We start from the raw sequence: 18,208 nt of genomic DNA, 5'->3' as shown, positions 1-18,208 counted from the left end.
CGTCTCCTCTCATAATAATAATTGTTACTGTTTTTAGTATAAATCACCTTACTTGTGTTGTCAAGGACCTTACTTGAGAAATATGCGAAAAAAAGCACTATGACGAAAATTCATTCCGTCATAGTGCTCTGTATTTATTTCCTGTTTGCCGGCTCCATGCTGACACTTTTCCCTTTGATCTTTGCGTGTCTCATTCCGTACATAACGTCTTTTGCAACCTCTTTCGGCACTTCTACAAACGTATATTGATCATGCACATCAATGGCACCTACCAAATCACCGGAGATACTGGACTCCCCTGCAATCGCCCCAAGGATATCCCCCGGCCTGACACCTTTCTTCTTTCCGATATTGATAAAGAGCCGCACCATACCGGCTTCGGCACCGGTATCTCCAAAATCTTCACCCTGGCGAACTTCCTCTTCGTTTTCAGAAATCTGCTTTTTCAAAAATGCCGCGGCGATTTCCAATGCAGTGAAGTCAGTCTCATTAATAAACTCATCCAACATATCCACATATTTATCCAGATTATTTTCTTCGATCAGCCCTGTGATCTCTTCCAGGCTCTTTTCTGCTCTGGTAGCCTGAACATCGTTTATACTGGGGATCGGTCTTGCCTTAATCTTTGTTTTGCAGTATCGCTGTACGTCTCTCAGCTTATAAATTTCTTTTCCGGCTACAAAAGTAAATGCATTTCCGGTCCTGCCTGCGCGTCCAGTACGCCCAATCCGGTGCACATAAAACTCATCATCCTGAGGGAGATCGTAATTGAATACTGCATCTACGTTATCTACATCGATGCCTCTTGCAGCCACATCTGTTGCCACAAGGATATCCACGCGCCCGCCTCTGAAACTTTTCATGACACGGTCTCTCTGACTCTGCTTCAAATCTCCGTGAATTCCCTCTGCAAAGTATCCCCGGCCTTTCAGCTCTCCCGCAACTTCGTCTACCATACGTTTTGTATTGCAGAATACGATAGAAAGCTTCGGAGAATGCATATCCAGCAGACGGCAGAGCACTTCAACCTTCTGTTTCGGCCTTACCTCATAGTAGTACTGCTCTATATTCGGTACCGTCAGTTCCTTGCGCACTACCTTGATCAGCTTGGAATCCTTCTGATATTTTTTTGTAATGTCCAGGATCGCCTTTGGCATCGTGGCAGAGAATAATAAAGTCTGCCTTTCTTCCGGCACTTCTTTTAAAATGCTTTCAATATCTTCTCTGAATCCCATGTTCAGCATCTCGTCCGCCTCATCCAGGACTACCATTTTCAAATCTTCTAATTTTAAAGTATGACGGCGCATATGGTCCATGATACGGCCCGGTGTTCCTACTATAATATTGGCTCCTGCTTTGAGGGACCGGATCTGATTTGTAATGTTCTGTCCCCCATAGATCGGAAGCACTTTTGCTCCATGCATAAATTTGGCTAATTTACGGATCTCATCTGCCACCTGGATCGCCAGTTCTCTTGTGGGACATAAAATCATTGCCTGAGGCTTTTTCACCTTGGTATCCAACTTTTCCAAAAGCGGTATTCCAAATGCAGCGGTCTTTCCGGTTCCTGTCTGTGCCTGACCAACAATGTCCCTTCCCTCAAGAATCACCGGGATTGCCGCCCCCTGGATCGGAGAGGAAGCCTCAAAGCCCATCTCTTTCACTGCTTTTAATATTTTATCATTAATATTCAACTCATCAAATCTTACTGCGTCCATAAATTCCTCTGTATCTTTCTCTTTCAATCAAAAATAATGCTCCGGGTTGTCAGGCATGCTGACAATCCAGAGCAACAACGTTATCAACTATAACACATTTTCATGTTCCGCGTCAAGAAGACGATGTGCCTGTCTCTCGACAATTAGTGACGGCCGCAGCCGTGCTCCCCGCAGTTTCCGTCATGATGGTGGTCTTCACCGTGATGGCTGCACATGACATTTTCGTCATAGGATAGTTCATTTTTAAGCAGATCCTCAACAGCCTGATCCGCGCTTCCGGAAACTCCTCCGTACAGAGTAATTCCTGCTTCCTTTAAAGCTTCCTGTGCCCCTGCACCGATTCCGCCGCAGATCAGAGTATCTGCCCCGTGTTCCTGTAAAAATCCTGCCAAAGCACCGTGCCCGCTTCCCATGGTGGATACGACTTCACTGTTTAACACTTCTCCGTCGGCTGTTTCATAAATCTTAAACTGCTCTGTATGTCCGAAATGCTGAAAAATATCTCCGTTTTCAAAAGTTACTGCTATCTTCATCTTTCTTTCTCCTTTTCTATTTTACAGCAGTGCCCGCTGCATTTTTCTTTATCTCCAGAACAGAGTGTATAATCCCCGCCCTGAATCTTTAACATCTTTCCATGAATGAGAGCATCAGCCAGCTTAGTTCTGGCAGAATCGTAGATGCCTGTAACCGTGGTCCTGGCAATCCCCATCTGCTCCGAACACTGCACCTGAGTGAGCTTTTCCCAATCAATGAGCCGAATGGTTTCGTATTCATCAATACTCATCTTGACGATTCTGTTTCCGCAGTATTTTTCCTGTTTTCCCAGCGGCTCAAAGCCCTGATTCTCCGGCATGGCACAGACTCTTCTGCATTTTCTGGGTCTCGGCATCCGTTTTCTCCTTTGGTGGTTTTACTGACATATGTCATTTATTATGATACCACATTTCTGACATATGTCAATTAATATCTTAACTTTTTATAAATATAGGAAAAATCCTTGAAATGACTGCACTGTAGTAGTAGTATATAAATACACCGAATATAGTTTTCATTACTACATATAATATATTAATGACTCAAGTTTTTATCGGAGGTATATACACTATGAATTATAGACTGAAAGATCCCGGAAGTGCTGTCACACATTTTATAGGCATGGTTTTATCCATTGCGGCTGGTATTCCTTTGATTGTCAGCAGTATAAAGACCCATGACTATATCCGCATTGCCTCTTTGACTATTTTTGTCCTCAGTATGATCGGCCTGTACGGGGCAAGCACAACGTACCACTCCATCTATTCTTCTGAACATGTCATGAAAGTCTTGAAAAAACTCGATCATGCTATGATCTTTATCCTGATAGCGGGTTCCTATACACCGATCTGCACCATAGTACTGGGCGGCAAAGTGGGCTACGGGCTGCTGACCGCCATTTGGATCATCGCTATTTTAGGAATTGTTTTTAAAATGTTCTGGGTGACTTGTCCTAAATGGGTGTCATCTGTCATGTACATCGCCATGGGCTGGTTCTGCGTCATAGCCATATCTCCGTTATTTAAGAAATTGTCTGCAGTATGCTTCGGACTCCTTTTGGCCGGCGGTATCATTTACACCGTAGGCGGCATCATCTACGCCCTGAAGCTTTCATGGTTTGAAAACCACCGGAAGAATTTCGGACTGCATGAAATTTTTCATCTGTTCGTCATGGGAGGAAGCGCCTGCCATTTGATCATGATGTTTTTTATTTAACGTTTTGTTTGGAGGCAGCATATTGGGGAGATATCAAAAGAAACACAGAAGCATTGTGTTTCTTTTTTTCTGCGCAAACCCAAACTTGCCCACATTGCCCGCGGGCATCATGCTATATTCATTTCTGCAGTTAACAAATCATTTTTTACAAAGGAGAAAGAAATGAATATTTGGGAAAACACAGGTTTAAAAGAGAGCTATGACTTATGGCAGGTTGGTTTTTTCGCGGAAGATCCGGATGAAGGTGAGGTATTGTTTTGCATTTCACAGGCATCACAGGCGAAACATGTTCCTTCTGAAGCAGAAAGCCCGGGGTACTCTGTTACGTGGAATTTTTATTTTAATACTTCCAATACGGTACCGTTTGAAGTTGTACTGGATTCCAGCGGGTTGGTGAATATTGAGGCTTACCGGGAACATACAGAAGCGATCAGTGAAGTGAATCGTAGGGCTGATGATTTAGATTTGGCTTTAAATAATACAACTTCGGCTTTAAAAGCAGATAAAACCAGCTTAGATAATACCAATTCACAACTAGATAAATTTGCAAATAGAAAAATATTGATAAACCGAGGAAGTGTCAGTGTAAACGCTTCTTCTACCGTAGATGCAAGGGTGAATTTTACCGAAGCTTTTTCTTCTACTCCGATAATTGTAATTGGCCTAGAAGGAGCAGTCATGAACAGAAGAGTATCTGCACACACAGTAGACCGTTCCGGATTCACGGTTACAGCTCGCAACGATTCTACAACAAAGTGCGACGGAAATAGTGCTGAAAAACTCACACTTTTATGCCGGGCAGTTTTAATTTCTCTGCCCGGCTCATCTTTTTTATGGCGGCTTCTCTTTTCATCGCCGCCTCTTTTGTATCAAACTCCTCCAGGTACACAAGTTCAACCGGCGTCCGGCCTCTTGTGTACTTGGCGCCTTTGCCCTCGTTGTGGGACTTCAGCCGTTTTTCAATGTCATTGGTCCATCCTGTGTAGAGACTCTTGTCGCTGCACTTTAAAATATATGTATAGCTCTTCATTTATAATTCTCCTTCGTTTATTCGAAGAAAAAGCTGCCGAAGCGGCAGCCTTTCTTCTACAGCAGCCAAAGATGTGAAAAGTAAAATACCCTAAAAAGCAAAGTAAAGTAGAAAGTACATTGACTGTTATTTTTGCTTCTTATATAGTATACGATATTTTTACATCTTTGTTCCACTATTCTAAATAACTGGTTGGATTAATTGTCTTCTTGTCCTTTTCCATCTGCAGGTACACATTTGCACCCTCCAGTGTAAAGCAGTCAGTAGGAGCTGCCACCTTACCGAGGATCTGGTTCTTGGTCACCATATCTCCTTCTTTCACAGCAAGATCTTTCAGCTGTCCATAGAGAGCGGTGTAACCGTTTCCTAAATCCAGGAGTACAGTCTGTCCGTATTCTTCGGTCTTGCGGATTTCTTCTACTTTTGCATTTTTCGGAGCTTTTACTGCCATTCCCTCTTTTGCCTCGATCATGATTCCCTTATTTACCCGGTACTGATCCAGGGATTCAAAATAAATAGTGGAGTCTACGCTGTAAGGCATCAGAATGTTTCCTGTCAGCGGCCAGGCAAGCTTTGTTTTTCCATCATATGATACCGTATTCTGGTTCATAGTCTCTGTGGTCTTTTCAGTCTCTGCCTCTGTCGCTTCTGTTGTCGTTGCTTCTGTTGTTCCCTCGGTAGCCCCGTTATTGACACCGACAGAATCCTTGTTTAAATCTACCTGCTGTTTTGCTAAGTCTCTTTTATTTTTAAATTCTATGCTGTAATATGTCATGATCCCGATAAAAAGGGCCAGTCCTACCAGCATCACCGCATAGTATTTCTTTAATGGGGAAGAGACGTCCCGGTTATGTCCTTTCATTTTCATCACCTCAGTGATAGTTTTACCGAATTCAGAGGCTTTATTCACTGATCAGACATTTTTGTAATTTGAATTCCTGTGTAATAATATTTTAAGATTTTTTTATAGCCTTTTCCGTCCTTGGCCAGCTCATTGGCTCCGTATTGGGACAGTCCGAGTCCAAGTCCTTTTCCCAAGGCGACCATCCTCAGTTTGCCGTCATATGGCTCCAGATAAAAGTTGGTAGAATTCAGCTGAAAGCATTTTGCCCACGCCTCTCCGGTCATAACATATTTTCCTACCTGTACCTTTTTGACATAACCGTTTCCCGTCTTTTCTTTGATTCGTATGGATTTCTTGGCTTCTTCCACCGACAGACTGATCTTTTTCTCCTTTTTTAGCTGAGTCACCACCTGTCCGTATGTAACTGGGATACCAGTCATATATTCCGATGATTCCACATCTTTCAAACTGTCTTTTTCCTGAAGATAAGGGATCTCTTTTCCAAACCATTCTTTGGCACTCAAAGTAGTACCGACGCTGATGCCATGGAAATACGGCTGTATGTACTTTCCCTCATATGTCATGACCTCCCCGGTCGTCTCCCCGACTGCCTGTTTTCTTAACTGATCGGATATTTTATATTTTTGTTCCCCTAGCTTTTCCTGAAGGTTGTCATCCGACTCATGTTTGTATGGAAGAGAATCCTGGCTTATGTTCTTTTTGTCACCCATTCTTCGTATAATATCTGTCCTCAAAATGACCGCCTGGGCTTTTAGCGCCTCTTTTTCATCATCCATAGAAATCTGTGTCGGCAATACACCCAGCAGATAGGATTCTAAGTCCATTGGTTTTCCGCTTACTGTCACAGTATAGCCGCTGGTGTGTGTCTGAAAATCCACAGGTTTTGCTTCTTCTTTTCCTGAAAGCACTACTGTCAGCAGATATGGAACACTGCAGAACAGAAACAGTAAAAAGAAAAGGTAGGACAATTTATTTCTCATCAAAATCCCCCTTCCTGTCCGTCTTATTATTTTATTCAGGACAGGCAGAATGTATTCCAAAAACTATTTTACATAGTCAATCATAATTGTATATAAATAGAAATAAATATTGACAGTCTCAGGATTCTATATTATAAAAGATGGGCGGGATACCCATCTGCTGATGATATCCCGCCCATCTCTTTTTCATCTTTATCTGATGATTTTTATTCTTCGTTCTTTTTCACCCCAAGAGTTACTTTTTCTCCGTTGATATTCCACTCCTTGGTGAAGCCTGCTGCCTCTCCTGACACAATCCCCGTAGCCAGCACATCGTTCATGACAGTACTTTCATTTTTTGAGATCAGCTCGTTGACTTTTTCATTTGCTTCATAAAAGATCGTGATCTTATCCATCACTTCAAATCCCGCCTCTTTTCTCATAGACTGGACTTTGCTGATGATTTCGCGGACAAATCCTTCTTCGAGAAGTTCTTCTGTCAAATTCGTATCCAGCACAACAGTAAATTCACTGTCCGCCTCTGTCACAAAGCCTTCCTGCTTCACCACTTCTATCAAGAGATCTTCTTCGGAAAGTTCCACCGGCATACCATCCACAGTAAACTCAAGCATTCCCTTGGAATCCAGCTCTGCTTTGGCCTTATTTCCGTCCAGCTCTGTCAGATGCTTGCGGATACCGTTTAAGAGTTTTCCGTATTTCGGTCCAACCGTCTTTAACTGCGGTTTAAAATTATAAGTGGTGAAGTTTGAAACATCATCCGTAAATTCAATGGCTTTTACATTTAATTCTTCGCGGATAATATCCTGATAAAATTCCGGCAGCTCTGAAGGTGCTTTTACATACATCTGCCCGATCGGCTGGCGGTTCTTAATGCTTGCACTGTTTCTGCACGCACGTCCGAGAACTACAATCTTCAGTACAGCGTCCATATTTTCTTCCAGCTCTTTATCACAAAGACTTTCGTCCACAGCCGGGAAGTCACACAGGTGGATACTCTCAGGAGCCTCCTGATCCACACTCTTTACGAGATTCTGATAAATCTCTTCCGTCATGAACGGAATCATCGGAGCCGCTGCCTTGCAGACAGTCGTCAAAGCAGTGTAAAGGGTCATATATGCATTAATCTTATCCTGCTCCATTCCCTTTGCCCAGAATCTCTCACGGCATCGTCTTACATACCAGTTGCTCATCTCATCGACAAATTCCTGAAGAGCCCTTGCTGCTTCCGGAATCCTGTAAGCGCCCAGATTCTCATCTACAGTCCTCACCAGAGAATTCAGCTTGGATAAAAGCCAGCGGTCCATGACCGGCAGTTTGTCATGATCCAGACTGTATTTTGTAGGATCAAACTGATCGATCTCTGCATATAACACATAGAATGCATAGGTATTCCACAGTGTTCCCATGAACTTTCTCTGACCCTCAGTAACAGCTTTTCCATGGAATCGGTTTGAAAGCCATGGGGCGCTGTTTGTATAGAAATACCAGCGGATGGCATCTGCCCCGTGCTCTGCCAGTGCCTCCATAGGATCGACTGCATTTCCTTTGGACTTGGACATCTTCTGTCCGTTTTCATCCAGGACATGGCCTAATACAATGACATTTTTATATGGAGCCTTGTCAAACAGCAATGTAGAGATCGCCAGGAGAGAATAGAACCATCCTCTTGTCTGGTCCACTGCTTCCGAGATAAAGTCCGCCGGGAAATTCTCCTCGAAGATTTCTTTATTTTCAAACGGATAATGCCACTGGGCAAACGGCATGGAGCCTGAGTCAAACCAACAGTCGATGACTTCTTCCACCCGGTGCATCTCTTTTCCGCACTCCGGACACTTCACGGTCACATCGTCAATATATGGGCGGTGCAGTTCGATGTCATCCGGACAGTTGTCAGACATGCTCTTTAACTCTTCAATAGAACCGATGGCGTGCTGATGTCCGCATTCACATTCCCAGACATTCAGCGGAGTTCCCCAGTAACGGTTTCTGGAAATACCCCAGTCCTGGACATTTTCCAGCCAGTCCCCGAAACGTCCTTTACCGATGTTTTCCGGAATCCAATTGACGGTGTTATTGTTCTTGATCAGCTGGTCTTTTACATCCGTCATCTTAATAAACCAGGATTCTCTCGCATAGTAGATCAGCGGAGTATCACATCTCCAGCAGTGAGGATAACTGTGCTCAAAGTCAAGTGCCGCAAATAAGAGCCCTTTTTCTTCCAGTTCTTTAAGGATCAGTTTATCCGCTTCTTTACAAAACGTTCCTGCCCAAGGTGTCTCTTTTGTCATCTCACCTTTTTCATCCACCAGCTGTACGAACGGCAGTCCGTACTTTCTGCCGACCTGAGCATCGTCCTCACCGAATGCAGGGGCGATGTGTACCACTCCCGTACCGTCTGTCAGCGTTACATAGGTGTCGCAGGTTACGTAATATGCTTTCTCTTTCGGTGTCACAAACGAGAATAGCGGCTCGTACTCCTTGTATTCCAGGTCTGTTCCTTTGTATGTCTTAAGCACCTTGTATTCGCCTTCGAGAACACTGTCACAGAGCGCTTCTGCCAGATAATAAGTATATCCGTCATTTTCCACTTTGACATAAGTCTCATTCGGATTCACACAGAGTGCTACGTTTGACGGAAGGGTCCATGGGGTTGTGGTCCAGGCCAGAATATAGGCGTCTTCTCCCTTTACTTTGAATCTTGCGATAGCTGATTTTTCTTTTACATCTTTATACCCCTGGGCAACCTCGTGAGAGGAAAGCGGGGTTCCGCAGCGCGGACAGTAAGGAACGATCTTATATCCTTTATAAAGAAGACCTTTGTCCCAGATCTGTTTTAATGCCCACCAGACTGATTCGATATAGTCGTTGTGATAAGTTACATATGGATCGTCCATATCTGCCCAAAAGCCTACCACACCTGAAAAATCTTCCCACATGCCTTTATACTTCCAGACACTTTCTTTACATTCTTTGATGAAAGGAGCCAGTCCGTATTCTTCGATCTGTTCTTTTCCGTCCAGTCCAAGCTTCTTTTCCACTTCAAGTTCTACCGGAAGACCATGGGTGTCCCACCCTGCCTTACGGATGATCTTGTGTCCTTTCATCGTCTGATAGCGCGGGATCATATCCTTGATGACACGTGACAGGACATGGCCGACATGCGGTTTGCCGTTTGCTGTCGGAGGCCCGTCATAAAAAGTATAGGTGTCATCCCCTTTTCTCTCTTCGATACTCTTTTCAAAAATCTTGTGTTCTTTCCAGAACTCTACTGTCTGTTTTTCGCGGTCAACAAAATTCAAGTCGGAAGATACTTTCTTGTACATCGTCTATTTCTCCTTTTTTATTAATAAGCTATGGAATAAAGGAACAAAGTGGGCAAGCCCACTTCATCTCCCCAACCCCTCACTCTTTGAGGGGCTTGGCAACTTTGCGTGCCAGATGCGATTTGCCACAGGCAAATAATTTCCTTACGCATCTGTGCACAACCCGCGGAGCGTTTTTATTTCATAGGGAGGTTCGTAGAACTTTCCTATGGAATAAAAAAGTGCTGCCCTAAAATAGGACAACACTTGCTGCTTCTATACCACCTATTTCACATACTGACATATGTTATCCTGATAACGGAGGATGCCGGCACAGCTTACTTTATTCAGCTTGCAGCTCAAGAGTGATATTCCTTATGTGCTACTTGCATCAGGCTCCCACCGCCCCTGACTCGCTCTCTGCTTTTACAGCATAAGTACTGTCTCTGTCAACGCTCTTTGAAAATGTTTATTTGTGTTTATTTTAGTATAGGCATTTATAAATGTCAACCACCTTCATGAATTTCTGTTCCCGACAACAAAAACCGCAGGTCCGCATCTGTAAAATCATGGAACGGATCTTCCTACCTGCAGTCACAATAAAACAACACCGGCCTCGTCTTCTTCTGCATTATGAAATCTTAATAAATGACATAAAAATCTTTTTCTCCAAACAAATTTATGGATTTTTTCTTTCACAATATGTTACCATAGATAGTAATAAGATTATATCAAAATACCAAAATAAATCAGGTAACATTTGGAGGTTTTATCTCATGAAAACACTTTCTTATAAAATTGAGGCACCGAACGGACTCCATGCCCGTCCTTGCGTCTCTATCATTGCTTTAGCCAGAAATACCGGCTGCTCTATCGTGCTTTCCTGCAGAGGTATTGAGGCTGCTGCCGAAAATCCCATTGATCTCATGGCCCTGGGAGCCGGATGCGGGGATGAGATATCTGTCACGGTTGAGGGACCAAATGAAGAATCCGTCGGAGAGCAGCTCCTGAATATTCTGGAAACGGAACTTTAAAATTCATCCCGCGACGGAAACTGCGGTAAAAACTCATGATTTTTAGTTTACATTTTATGATATAATATATAAAAATGACGATAAATCAAAATCTAACTACACAAAGGAGATATCGGGGGATGATGACTCGAAATTTTACATTGCTTACGGACCTTTATGAACTGACCATGATGCAGGGATATTACAAGTCCGGCAATGACGAGACCGTGATTTTTGACGTCTTTTACCGGGACAATCCTTCCGGCAGCGGCTATGCCATTGCCTGCGGACTTGAGCTGGTTATTGATTATATCAAAAACCTGTCTTTCTCATATGAAGATATTGACTACTTGCGAAGCCTTGACATATTTGATGAAGATTTCCTGGAATACCTTGCAGGATACCATTTTACCGGTGATATTTATGCCATTCCGGAAGGCACTGTTGTTTTTCCGATGGAGCCGCTCTTAAAGGTGATCGCTCCTATGATGGAAGCCCAGCTGATTGAGACTGCCATATTAAATATCATCAATCACCAGAGCCTGATTGCCACGAAAGCCTCCCGCGTCGTCTATGCAGCAGGCGGAAGCGGTGTTATGGAATTCGGGCTGAGACGGGCCCAGGGTGCCGATGCCGGGACATACGGAGCCAGAGCCGCAGTGATCGGCGGATGTGACGGCACCTCCAATGTACTTGCCGGGAAGATGTTTGACCTTCCGGTGCTGGGCACCCATGCCCACAGCTGGATCATGAGTTTTCCGGACGAATATACGGCATTTAAAACCTATGCCGCTCTGTATCCGGATGCATGCATGCTTCTGGTAGACACATATGACACATTAAAATCCGGTGTCCCCAACGCCATCCGGGTTTTTAAAGAGTTGCGGGAAGAGGGCATACATCCCCGCAAAATCGGTATCCGCTTAGACAGCGGAGATCTTGCCTATCTTTCTAAAAAAGCGAGGGCCATGCTGGACGAAGCAGGATTTCCCGAGGCTATTATATCCGCCTCCAGCGATCTGGACGAGAACCTCATACAGAGTTTAAAACTCCAGGGTGCTCCGATCACCTCCTGGGGAGTCGGCACCAAGCTTATTACCTCCTCAGACTGTCCTGCGTTCGGCGGTGTATATAAGCTTGCGGCTGCAAAGCATCAGGGTGAAAAAGACTTTACGGCAAAGATCAAGATCTCGGAAAATCCTGCCAAGGTTACAAACCCGGGAAATAAAACTGTTTATCGGATTTATGACAAGACCACAGGCAAGATCCGTGCGGATTTGATCTGCCTGACAGATGAAGCTTATTCCAGCAAAGAGGACCTGGTCATTTTTGACCCGATCGCTACCTGGAAAAAATCTACGATCATAGGTGGAACCTATACACTCAGAGAACTCCTGGTTCCCGTGTTCCTGAAAGGACAGTGTGTCTACGAAAATCCTTCGGCTATGGAGATCAGAGATTACTGTACCGGAGAGCTCAACACTCTGTGGGACGAGACTCGGCGTTTAGTCAATCCGCAGAATGTCTATGTGGATCTCTCTAAACCTCTGTATGATTTAAAAAATCAGCTGCTCTCTCAAAAGCCGTAAAATAAAGAATATTGAAAGGAGAATCTCTATGATTCGTTTTTTTGCTGATATCATATATCTTTTTTTCTTCCTGACTCTCACTTTTCCGATGTACCCGCTGTTTAACCATTGGAATAAAACCGGGCAGGAACAACGCAGGGCAAAGAAAGCCCAGTCTATGGTCATGAATGCATTTAAGATCTGCCTTCGGTTTGCAGGCACTAAAGTCATCGTAGAAGGACGCGAGAATATACCCGAGGATACCGCGGTCCTCTATGTAGGGAATCACAGCAGTTATTACGATATCCTGTGCAGCTACGTGGCAACTCCCCACGGCGCCGGATTTTTCGCGAAAAAAGAGATGGGTAAGATTCCTTGCCTCAGCCACTGGATGACATTCATCAACTGCCTGTTTCTGGACAGAAAAAATATCAAAGAAGGTATGAAGACGATCAACAAAGGCACCCAGTATCTGAAGGACGGATTTTCCATGGTCATTTTCCCGGAAGGCACAAGAAGCCAGGATGAAGATCCACACACATTTAAAGAAGGCAGCCTAAGACCCGCTTTGAAATCAAAGGTGCCGGTAATTCCCATGGCAATCTCCGGTACGCCGGATATTCTGGAGAACAACAAAAAATACACTGTGAAGCCTGCAGAGGTCCATATCACATTCGGCCGGCCGATCTATCCAGACCAGCTGGACCGCCAGGCCCAGAAACATCTGGGGGCGACAGTTCGTGAAGAAATTATCGAAATGAGAAAAAAACATAAGACAATGGCCTGAAAAGATGATATAATGTTTTTTAGGCATGCCGTACGAGGGCATGAAGTTTAAGATGTGAAAAGCCAGGAGGAAGAAAGAAATGCAAGTATGGATGGTTTTATTGATTATTGCTGTCGTCATTATTGCTGTTCTTGCCATTCTGTATTTTGTAGGAAACAAACTTCAGAAGAAGCAGGAAGCCCAGCGGGCACAGCTGGAGAGTGCAGCTCAGATGTATTCAATGCTGGTCATTGATAAAAAGAAGATGAAGATGACAGAGGCAGGTTTTCCGAAGATGGTCATCGACCAGATTCCAAAGCGCGGCAAGATTGCCAAAGTACCTGTGGTAAAAGTAAAGATCGGGCCGAAGATCACTCCATTGTTATGTGATGAACTGATCTACGATCAAGTGCCTGTCAAAACCGAGATCAAAGCCAAAGTCAGCGGCATATATATTACCGAAATCCACAATCTGCGCAACGTTGCACCGCCGCAGGAGCCCAAAGGATTCTTCAAGAAGTTTAAGAAGAAAACGATCGAAGCATCCCGTAATGTTTCAGGCAGGAAATAGGAAGAATTGAAACATAAGAATTAAAAATATGACATATACCCGCAAAAGCGGCCGATCAAATATGACCGGTCGTTTTTGTTATTTCATGCAGAGCTTTTTCCATTCTTTGTCTATCTTTTGTTCCATTTCCTCCATGGTCAACAGTCCGTTGAAAGAGTCATACTCTGTTACACAGGAGGCTCCCCCGGTATGGATAGACGCTTCGCCGACCTGCAGAAGCTTGCCCGGCAGAAACCACTCTGATGCAGCTTTTTGCTGTTCCCGGCTGCCATGGAATTTAGGCGTGATATCCAGACAAAGGTATCCTGCAACTACTACCTTTTTCATAAGCACCTCCTGACTGCTAAATAACCCTCATAACATAAAAAGCTGTGCCACCCAAAAAGGATAGTACAGCTTTCCTGTTCACCTATTTTTTTGCTCTGCGCTCTTCAATCCTGACAATGACATATCCCTGGTCTTCGGTGTCAATGTAGCCGAGTCTTAAATACTGTCCATCTTTCTTAATGTATCCTCCCTGAGTAGAAGGCAGATGATACCCGAACTTCTTAATAAAGCGGTCTCCGTAAGAAAAATGTAACCCTTTGATGTCGAAGCTCTCCTGCTCCGTATCTTCATTTGTCTCCCCGCCCTTGGACGCCGGAATAAAATTCTCTACGTAGCCTTCGATTGTTTTATAGTTCCCCTGTTTATATGCGTGGATGATCCTTACATACCCATAGCAGAATCTCAGAGCCGTCACGGCACAGATCACAAGGCAGACTCCACCAAGCAGCTTAAAAAAGGATTTCTTAGACGCAAAAATAAGGATCAGCCCGATCACTCCGAGAATTGCAAACGGAATGACCCAATGGGGCTGTATAGTAAAATTGCTGGCTTCATACCATAGTTTCATATATATTCCTCCAATATCAATCACAATAACCAAGGACTCTCTCAAATTCCATAGGCCCGCCGAATAAATCCAGAGCGCTGCCGACGGTCACATCCACTCTGTTTCTTCCTTCTCTTTTGATCAGTTCAAGGTCGGCAAAGTCCTTTATGCCTCCCGCGTATGTTACAGGGTTTCCCATGTAGCTTCCGAGAATCCGGACCAGTTCCTCGTCAATGCCCTGTCCCTTTCCCTCCACATCGACCCCATGAACGAGAAATTCCGAGCAGTATTCTTCCATCTCCTCTAAGCGTTCTTTTGTAAGAATGACATCTGTAAACTTCTGCCAGCGGTCTGTGACGATATAATACTCTCCGCCCTTCTTCCTGCAGCTGAAATCCAGCACCAGATGCTCCCGCCCGACGATATTCGAAAGCTGTCTCAGGCGCTCAAGCCGGATCAACCCTCCGGAAAATACATAGGAAGTGACGATCACATGGGATGCCCCCTGTTTGATAAAAAAGGAAGCGTTCTCGTCAGTGATGCCGCCTCCAACCTGAAGTCCTCCCGGAAATTCACGCAGTGCCGCCAATGCTTCCCGTACATCCGCATCATAATACTCTGAGCTTTTAGGGTTCAGGATGATGATATGTCCTCCGGATAAACGGTGCTTTCTGTATAGTTTACCATAAAAACTTCCGTCATGTATGGAAACAAAATTTTCTTCTGCATGGTCTCCCTTGTCTAACAGGCTGCCTCCCACAATCTGCTTAATCTTTCCGTTATGAATATCAATGCACGGCCTGAATTTCATTTCGCCTTCCCTCTTTTCGTGTCTCTACCAGGCATCCAGCTCTTCCAGCATAAGAAATGCCTTCCCTTTCGGCTCCGCCTTAAAGGTACATGCCTCCCCGGTCACCGGATGCCGAAAACTGATCCTGGTAGCATAGAGTCCTATCTCTTCGTATTGTTTCTTCGTCTTTTGGAATTTCTTATTGTATTTAGTGTCACCGTAAAGTCCAAAGCCTCTGGCGGCAAACTGGACCCGGATCTGGTGGTGTCTCCCGGTCATGAGATGAATCAGACAGTAGGTAAGTTTCCCTTCTCCTGTCTCCACCATATCCAGAACCTCGTAAGACAGCTCCGCTTTCTTTGCTCCCTGCGTTTCCCCCGGCACGGTGCAGGACGTATTTTTCTTATCGTCTTTCAACAGATAATCCGTAAATACCCCGTCCTCTTCAGGAAGCCAGCCGTTTATAATGGCCTGATAATCCTTCTCAAATATATGTTCCCTGATCTGGCGGCTCAGCTCTGCCGCCGCCTCCTTCGTCCTGGCAAACAACATGACGCCTCCCACGGGACGGTCAAGCCGGTGGATCACATAGAGCTCCGGTTCCCTGTCAAGGTTCTCCTCAAAAAAGAGCTGGTTTTTAAGACTGTGAAATACATCCATATCTCCGCTCTTGTCATCGGCCGTGGGCATCCCCGCCGGCTTTTCACAGACGGCAATATCCTGATCTTTGTAAAGTATCTTTACTTCTCTTTTTCTTCTCATGACTGCTCCTACATCTTAAACCGGTATCCGACACCCCATATGGTCTCGATATACTGCGGCTTTGCAGTGTTAAGTTCAATCTTCTCCCGAATCTTTTTAATATGGACGGTGACCGTGGCAATGTCTCCGAGAGATTCCATATCCCAAATTTTATTAAATAATTCCTCTTTTGTAAATACCCTGTTTGGATGGCTGGCAAGAAAAGTTAAAAGGTCAAACTCTTTCGTCGTAAATGCCTTTTCTTCTCCGTTCAGATAGACTCTTCTTGCGGTTTTATCAATTTTGAGTCCGCGGATCTCCACCACATCATTTTCCTGGGTGTTGCTGGATACCAGACGGCGGTATCTCTCTAGATGAGCCTTTACTCTGGCAACCAGTTCGCTCGGACTGAACGGCTTTGTGATATAATCATCTGCTCCCAGACCCAGTCCGCGGATCTTATCGATATCCTCCTTCTTGGCGGATACCATCAGGATTGGAATATCTTTCTTCTCCCGGATCTGCTTGCAGATCTCGAAACCATCCACACCCGGAAGCATAATGTCCAGAATAATCATATCAAAATCTTCGGTAAGGCCCAGTTTCAGACCTTTCTCTCCGTCCGTCTCAATCTCTACTTCAAAAGAACTCAGCTCCAGATAATCCTTCTCAAGCTCTGCGATGGCCAGTTCATCTTCTACAATTAAAACTCTACTCATTACTCTCTTCCTCCTGGGTGTCTGCGATTTTATTTAATGTAAAAAATATTGTGGTGCCGGAGCGCAGCTTGCTCTCCGCCCATATCTCTCCCCCATGTTCTTCAATGATCTTCTTACAGATGGAAAGTCCCAGTCCGCTGCCTCCGGCAGAATTCCTGGACATATCCGCGCGGTAGGTTCTGCGGAAAATATTGGGCAGATCCTCCCTGGAAATACCGATGCCGTTGTCTTTAATCGCAACCTGGATCTTGCGGTCCAGCTCTTTTAATGTAATGCTGACCTTGCCCTTCGCTTTATTGGTATACTTACAGGCATTGTTAATGATGTTGTTCATCACCCGCTTTAACTGTTCAGGATCAGCCATCACCGCTACATTTGCGTAACAGTAGTTGCTGTATGAGAACATCATTCCCTTCTGCTCCAGGTCTGAACCAATCTCATCCACACAGTCTTTAAAGTAGGCGTTAATATCGATCTTCCTGAAATTATAAGGAATAATGTTGGAATCGATCTTGGAATACAGGGACAGCTCATTGATCAGCACATCCATGTCGTTGGCCTTGTTGTAGATCGTCTTAATATACCGGTCCATCTTCTCCGGCGTGTCTGCCACTCCGTCCATGATCCCCTCCACATAGCCTTTGATGGCTGTGATCGGCGTCTTCAGGTCATGGGAAATGTTGCTGATCAGGTCACGGTTCTGTTTTTCATAGATAATTCTTGCCTCAATAGACTCTTTTAATTCCGCCCTCATGGCATTAAAGGAAGCACAGAGTTCCCCGATCTCATCCTTGCTGTTGATCTCCACATCGTCGTCTAAGTTGCCCTCCTTGATCCGGTCTGCACCTTCTTTGAGTTTCTTTAACGGCCTTATGAACTCAGAGTACATAAACCAGGAAAGCAGAAAACTGGTAAGAATCAGGATCGCCACAATCGAAAAGAAGACCTGGCTTATAATATTCTTATAATGAGGCAGGACTGTCTCCAAATCTGTCAGAATAAACGCAGAGCCTTTGCTTCCGTCGGTATACTGAAAGTCCTGCTGCTTGACAAGAAAATTTTCCGGTTTCCCGAGAAATACTCCGCTGTCCTGGCTGCTGATCTCACTCCCAAACCCGGGAAGTTTCTTCTCCGTCTCGGTGTGATCTTCTTTTGTTCCCCGATATACGATTGTCCTTCCTTTTCTGATGATCAGATAAGACTCTTTTTCTTTTAACCTCTGATTGATCCTGTTCAGGTAATCCGTATCCTCAAAGGCCGCGGGATTCTCGATGGCACTCCTCTTCAAGTCGTTGAAACAGGACTTCGTCTCATTGTTCATCGTTTTCAATGGATTGGCGAATCCTTCGATTCCATTGGAATATATGTTTTCGTTGGTTGTGCGGATATACCCTACACTTAAAGCAGCGATTGATACTACCATCAAGAAAATCGGCAGTATAATCGCTGGCAAAAATATAATTCTTACTTTGTTCACTACTTTCATGACCCCGTACCTTCCTGCTGCTTTTGGTACTTCTAT

18 protein-coding genes are annotated in these 18,208 nt (G+C 44.5%); 5 read left to right on the top strand and 13 right to left on the bottom strand.

The genetic code is table 11. The features are described 5' to 3' along the window. Window positions 1–134 precede the first annotated feature (134 nt). The 3 genes from CI597_RS06830 to CI597_RS06820 form a co-directional block, all read right to left on the bottom strand. A complete protein-coding gene (locus CI597_RS06830) occupies window positions 135–1,718 on the bottom strand; it encodes a DEAD/DEAH box helicase (protein ID WP_024729298.1) in 1,584 nt (527 codons plus the stop codon). A 143-nt stretch (window positions 1,719–1,861) separates the two neighbouring features. Beyond that, the gene (locus CI597_RS06825) at window positions 1,862–2,251 is read right to left on the bottom strand and encodes a NifB/NifX family molybdenum-iron cluster-binding protein (protein ID WP_024729297.1); all 390 of its coding nucleotides are present in this window, start codon (window positions 2,249–2,251) and stop codon (window positions 1,862–1,864) included. Continuing rightward, window positions 2,248–2,607 carry a DUF134 domain-containing protein gene (locus CI597_RS06820; RefSeq protein ID WP_024729296.1) on the bottom strand — a complete coding sequence of 120 codons (360 nt, stop codon included), beginning with the start codon at window positions 2,605–2,607 and terminating at the stop codon, window positions 2,248–2,250. Before CI597_RS06820 ends, CI597_RS06825 begins: the two co-directional genes overlap by 4 nt. Window positions 2,608–2,822: 215 nt before the next feature. Between CI597_RS06820 and trhA the strand changes: the two genes are divergently transcribed. After that, a complete protein-coding gene (gene trhA / locus CI597_RS06815) occupies window positions 2,823–3,467 on the top strand; it encodes a PAQR family membrane homeostasis protein TrhA (RefSeq protein ID WP_024729295.1) in 645 nt (214 codons plus the stop codon). 781 nt (window positions 3,468–4,248) lie between these two features. Here the strand turns inward: trhA and CI597_RS19375 are convergent. The 4 genes from CI597_RS19375 to ileS form a co-directional block, all read right to left on the bottom strand. Then, on the bottom strand, window positions 4,249–4,497 hold the full coding sequence (locus CI597_RS19375) for a GIY-YIG nuclease family protein (RefSeq protein ID WP_024729294.1): 249 nt from the start codon (window positions 4,495–4,497) through the stop codon (window positions 4,249–4,251). 175 nt (window positions 4,498–4,672) lie between these two features. Next, complete coding sequence (locus tag CI597_RS06800; RefSeq protein WP_235824567.1) at window positions 4,673–5,359, bottom strand: M23 family metallopeptidase; 687 nt, start codon at window positions 5,357–5,359, stop codon at window positions 4,673–4,675. 44 nt (window positions 5,360–5,403) lie between these two features. Further along, window positions 5,404–6,342, bottom strand: coding sequence for a SpoIID/LytB domain-containing protein (locus tag CI597_RS06795; RefSeq protein ID WP_024729292.1), 939 nt, complete (start codon window positions 6,340–6,342; stop codon window positions 5,404–5,406). 206 nt (window positions 6,343–6,548) lie between these two features. Continuing rightward, complete coding sequence (gene ileS / locus CI597_RS06790; RefSeq protein WP_024729291.1) at window positions 6,549–9,665, bottom strand: isoleucine--tRNA ligase; 3,117 nt, start codon at window positions 9,663–9,665, stop codon at window positions 6,549–6,551. A gap of 755 nt (window positions 9,666–10,420) precedes the next feature. Here ileS and CI597_RS06780 point away from each other — a divergent pair. The 4 genes from CI597_RS06780 to CI597_RS06765 all read left to right on the top strand — a co-directional run bounded on the left by CI597_RS06780 (window position 10,421) and on the right by CI597_RS06765 (window position 13,562). Beyond that, complete coding sequence (locus tag CI597_RS06780; protein ID WP_024729290.1) at window positions 10,421–10,678, top strand: HPr family phosphocarrier protein; 258 nt, start codon at window positions 10,421–10,423, stop codon at window positions 10,676–10,678. Window positions 10,679–10,797: 119 nt separating this feature from the next. Then, window positions 10,798–12,246, top strand: coding sequence for a nicotinate phosphoribosyltransferase (locus tag CI597_RS06775; RefSeq protein ID WP_024729289.1), 1,449 nt, complete (start codon window positions 10,798–10,800; stop codon window positions 12,244–12,246). A gap of 28 nt (window positions 12,247–12,274) precedes the next feature. Next, on the top strand, window positions 12,275–13,012 hold the full coding sequence (locus CI597_RS06770; protein WP_024729288.1) for a lysophospholipid acyltransferase family protein: 738 nt from the start codon (window positions 12,275–12,277) through the stop codon (window positions 13,010–13,012). 79 nt (window positions 13,013–13,091) lie between these two features. Continuing rightward, window positions 13,092–13,562 (top strand): hypothetical protein, encoded by a 471-nt coding sequence (locus CI597_RS06765; RefSeq protein WP_024729287.1) that lies wholly within the window; start codon window positions 13,092–13,094, stop codon window positions 13,560–13,562. A 78-nt stretch (window positions 13,563–13,640) separates the two neighbouring features. Here CI597_RS06765 and CI597_RS18410 read toward each other — a convergent pair whose 3' ends face one another. The 6 genes from CI597_RS18410 to CI597_RS06735 form a co-directional block, all read right to left on the bottom strand. After that, entirely contained in the window at window positions 13,641–13,889 is a 249-nt protein-coding gene (locus tag CI597_RS18410; protein ID WP_024729286.1) for a hypothetical protein, read from the bottom strand. 82 nt (window positions 13,890–13,971) lie between these two features. Further along, window positions 13,972–14,457, bottom strand: coding sequence for a hypothetical protein (locus tag CI597_RS06755; RefSeq protein ID WP_034550680.1), 486 nt, complete (start codon window positions 14,455–14,457; stop codon window positions 13,972–13,974). 16 nt (window positions 14,458–14,473) lie between these two features. Continuing rightward, window positions 14,474–15,247, bottom strand: a complete 774-nt coding sequence (hisA, locus tag CI597_RS06750; RefSeq protein ID WP_024729284.1) for a phosphoribosylformimino-5-aminoimidazole carboxamide ribotide isomerase — start codon at window positions 15,245–15,247, stop codon at window positions 14,474–14,476. Window positions 15,248–15,271: 24 nt separating this feature from the next. Further along, on the bottom strand, window positions 15,272–15,988 hold the full coding sequence (locus tag CI597_RS06745) for an RluA family pseudouridine synthase (RefSeq protein WP_024729283.1): 717 nt from the start codon (window positions 15,986–15,988) through the stop codon (window positions 15,272–15,274). Between the two features lie 8 nt (window positions 15,989–15,996). Next, window positions 15,997–16,686 carry a response regulator transcription factor gene (locus CI597_RS06740; protein ID WP_006568425.1) on the bottom strand — a complete coding sequence of 230 codons (690 nt, stop codon included), beginning with the start codon at window positions 16,684–16,686 and terminating at the stop codon, window positions 15,997–15,999. Continuing rightward, on the bottom strand, window positions 16,679–18,172 hold the full coding sequence (locus CI597_RS06735) for a sensor histidine kinase (RefSeq protein WP_024729282.1): 1,494 nt from the start codon (window positions 18,170–18,172) through the stop codon (window positions 16,679–16,681). The genes CI597_RS06740 and CI597_RS06735 overlap by 8 nt, the downstream gene beginning before the upstream one ends. Window positions 18,173–18,208: the final 36 nt, after the last annotated feature.

This window comes from Anaerostipes hominis (ex Lee et al. 2021) (assembly GCF_002270485.1).
GTDB classification, from domain to species: domain Bacteria; phylum Bacillota; class Clostridia; order Lachnospirales; family Lachnospiraceae; genus Anaerostipes; species Anaerostipes hominis.
Note: the sequence above shows the minus strand (reverse complement) of the source record. Positions and strands in the feature narration are given on the sequence as shown.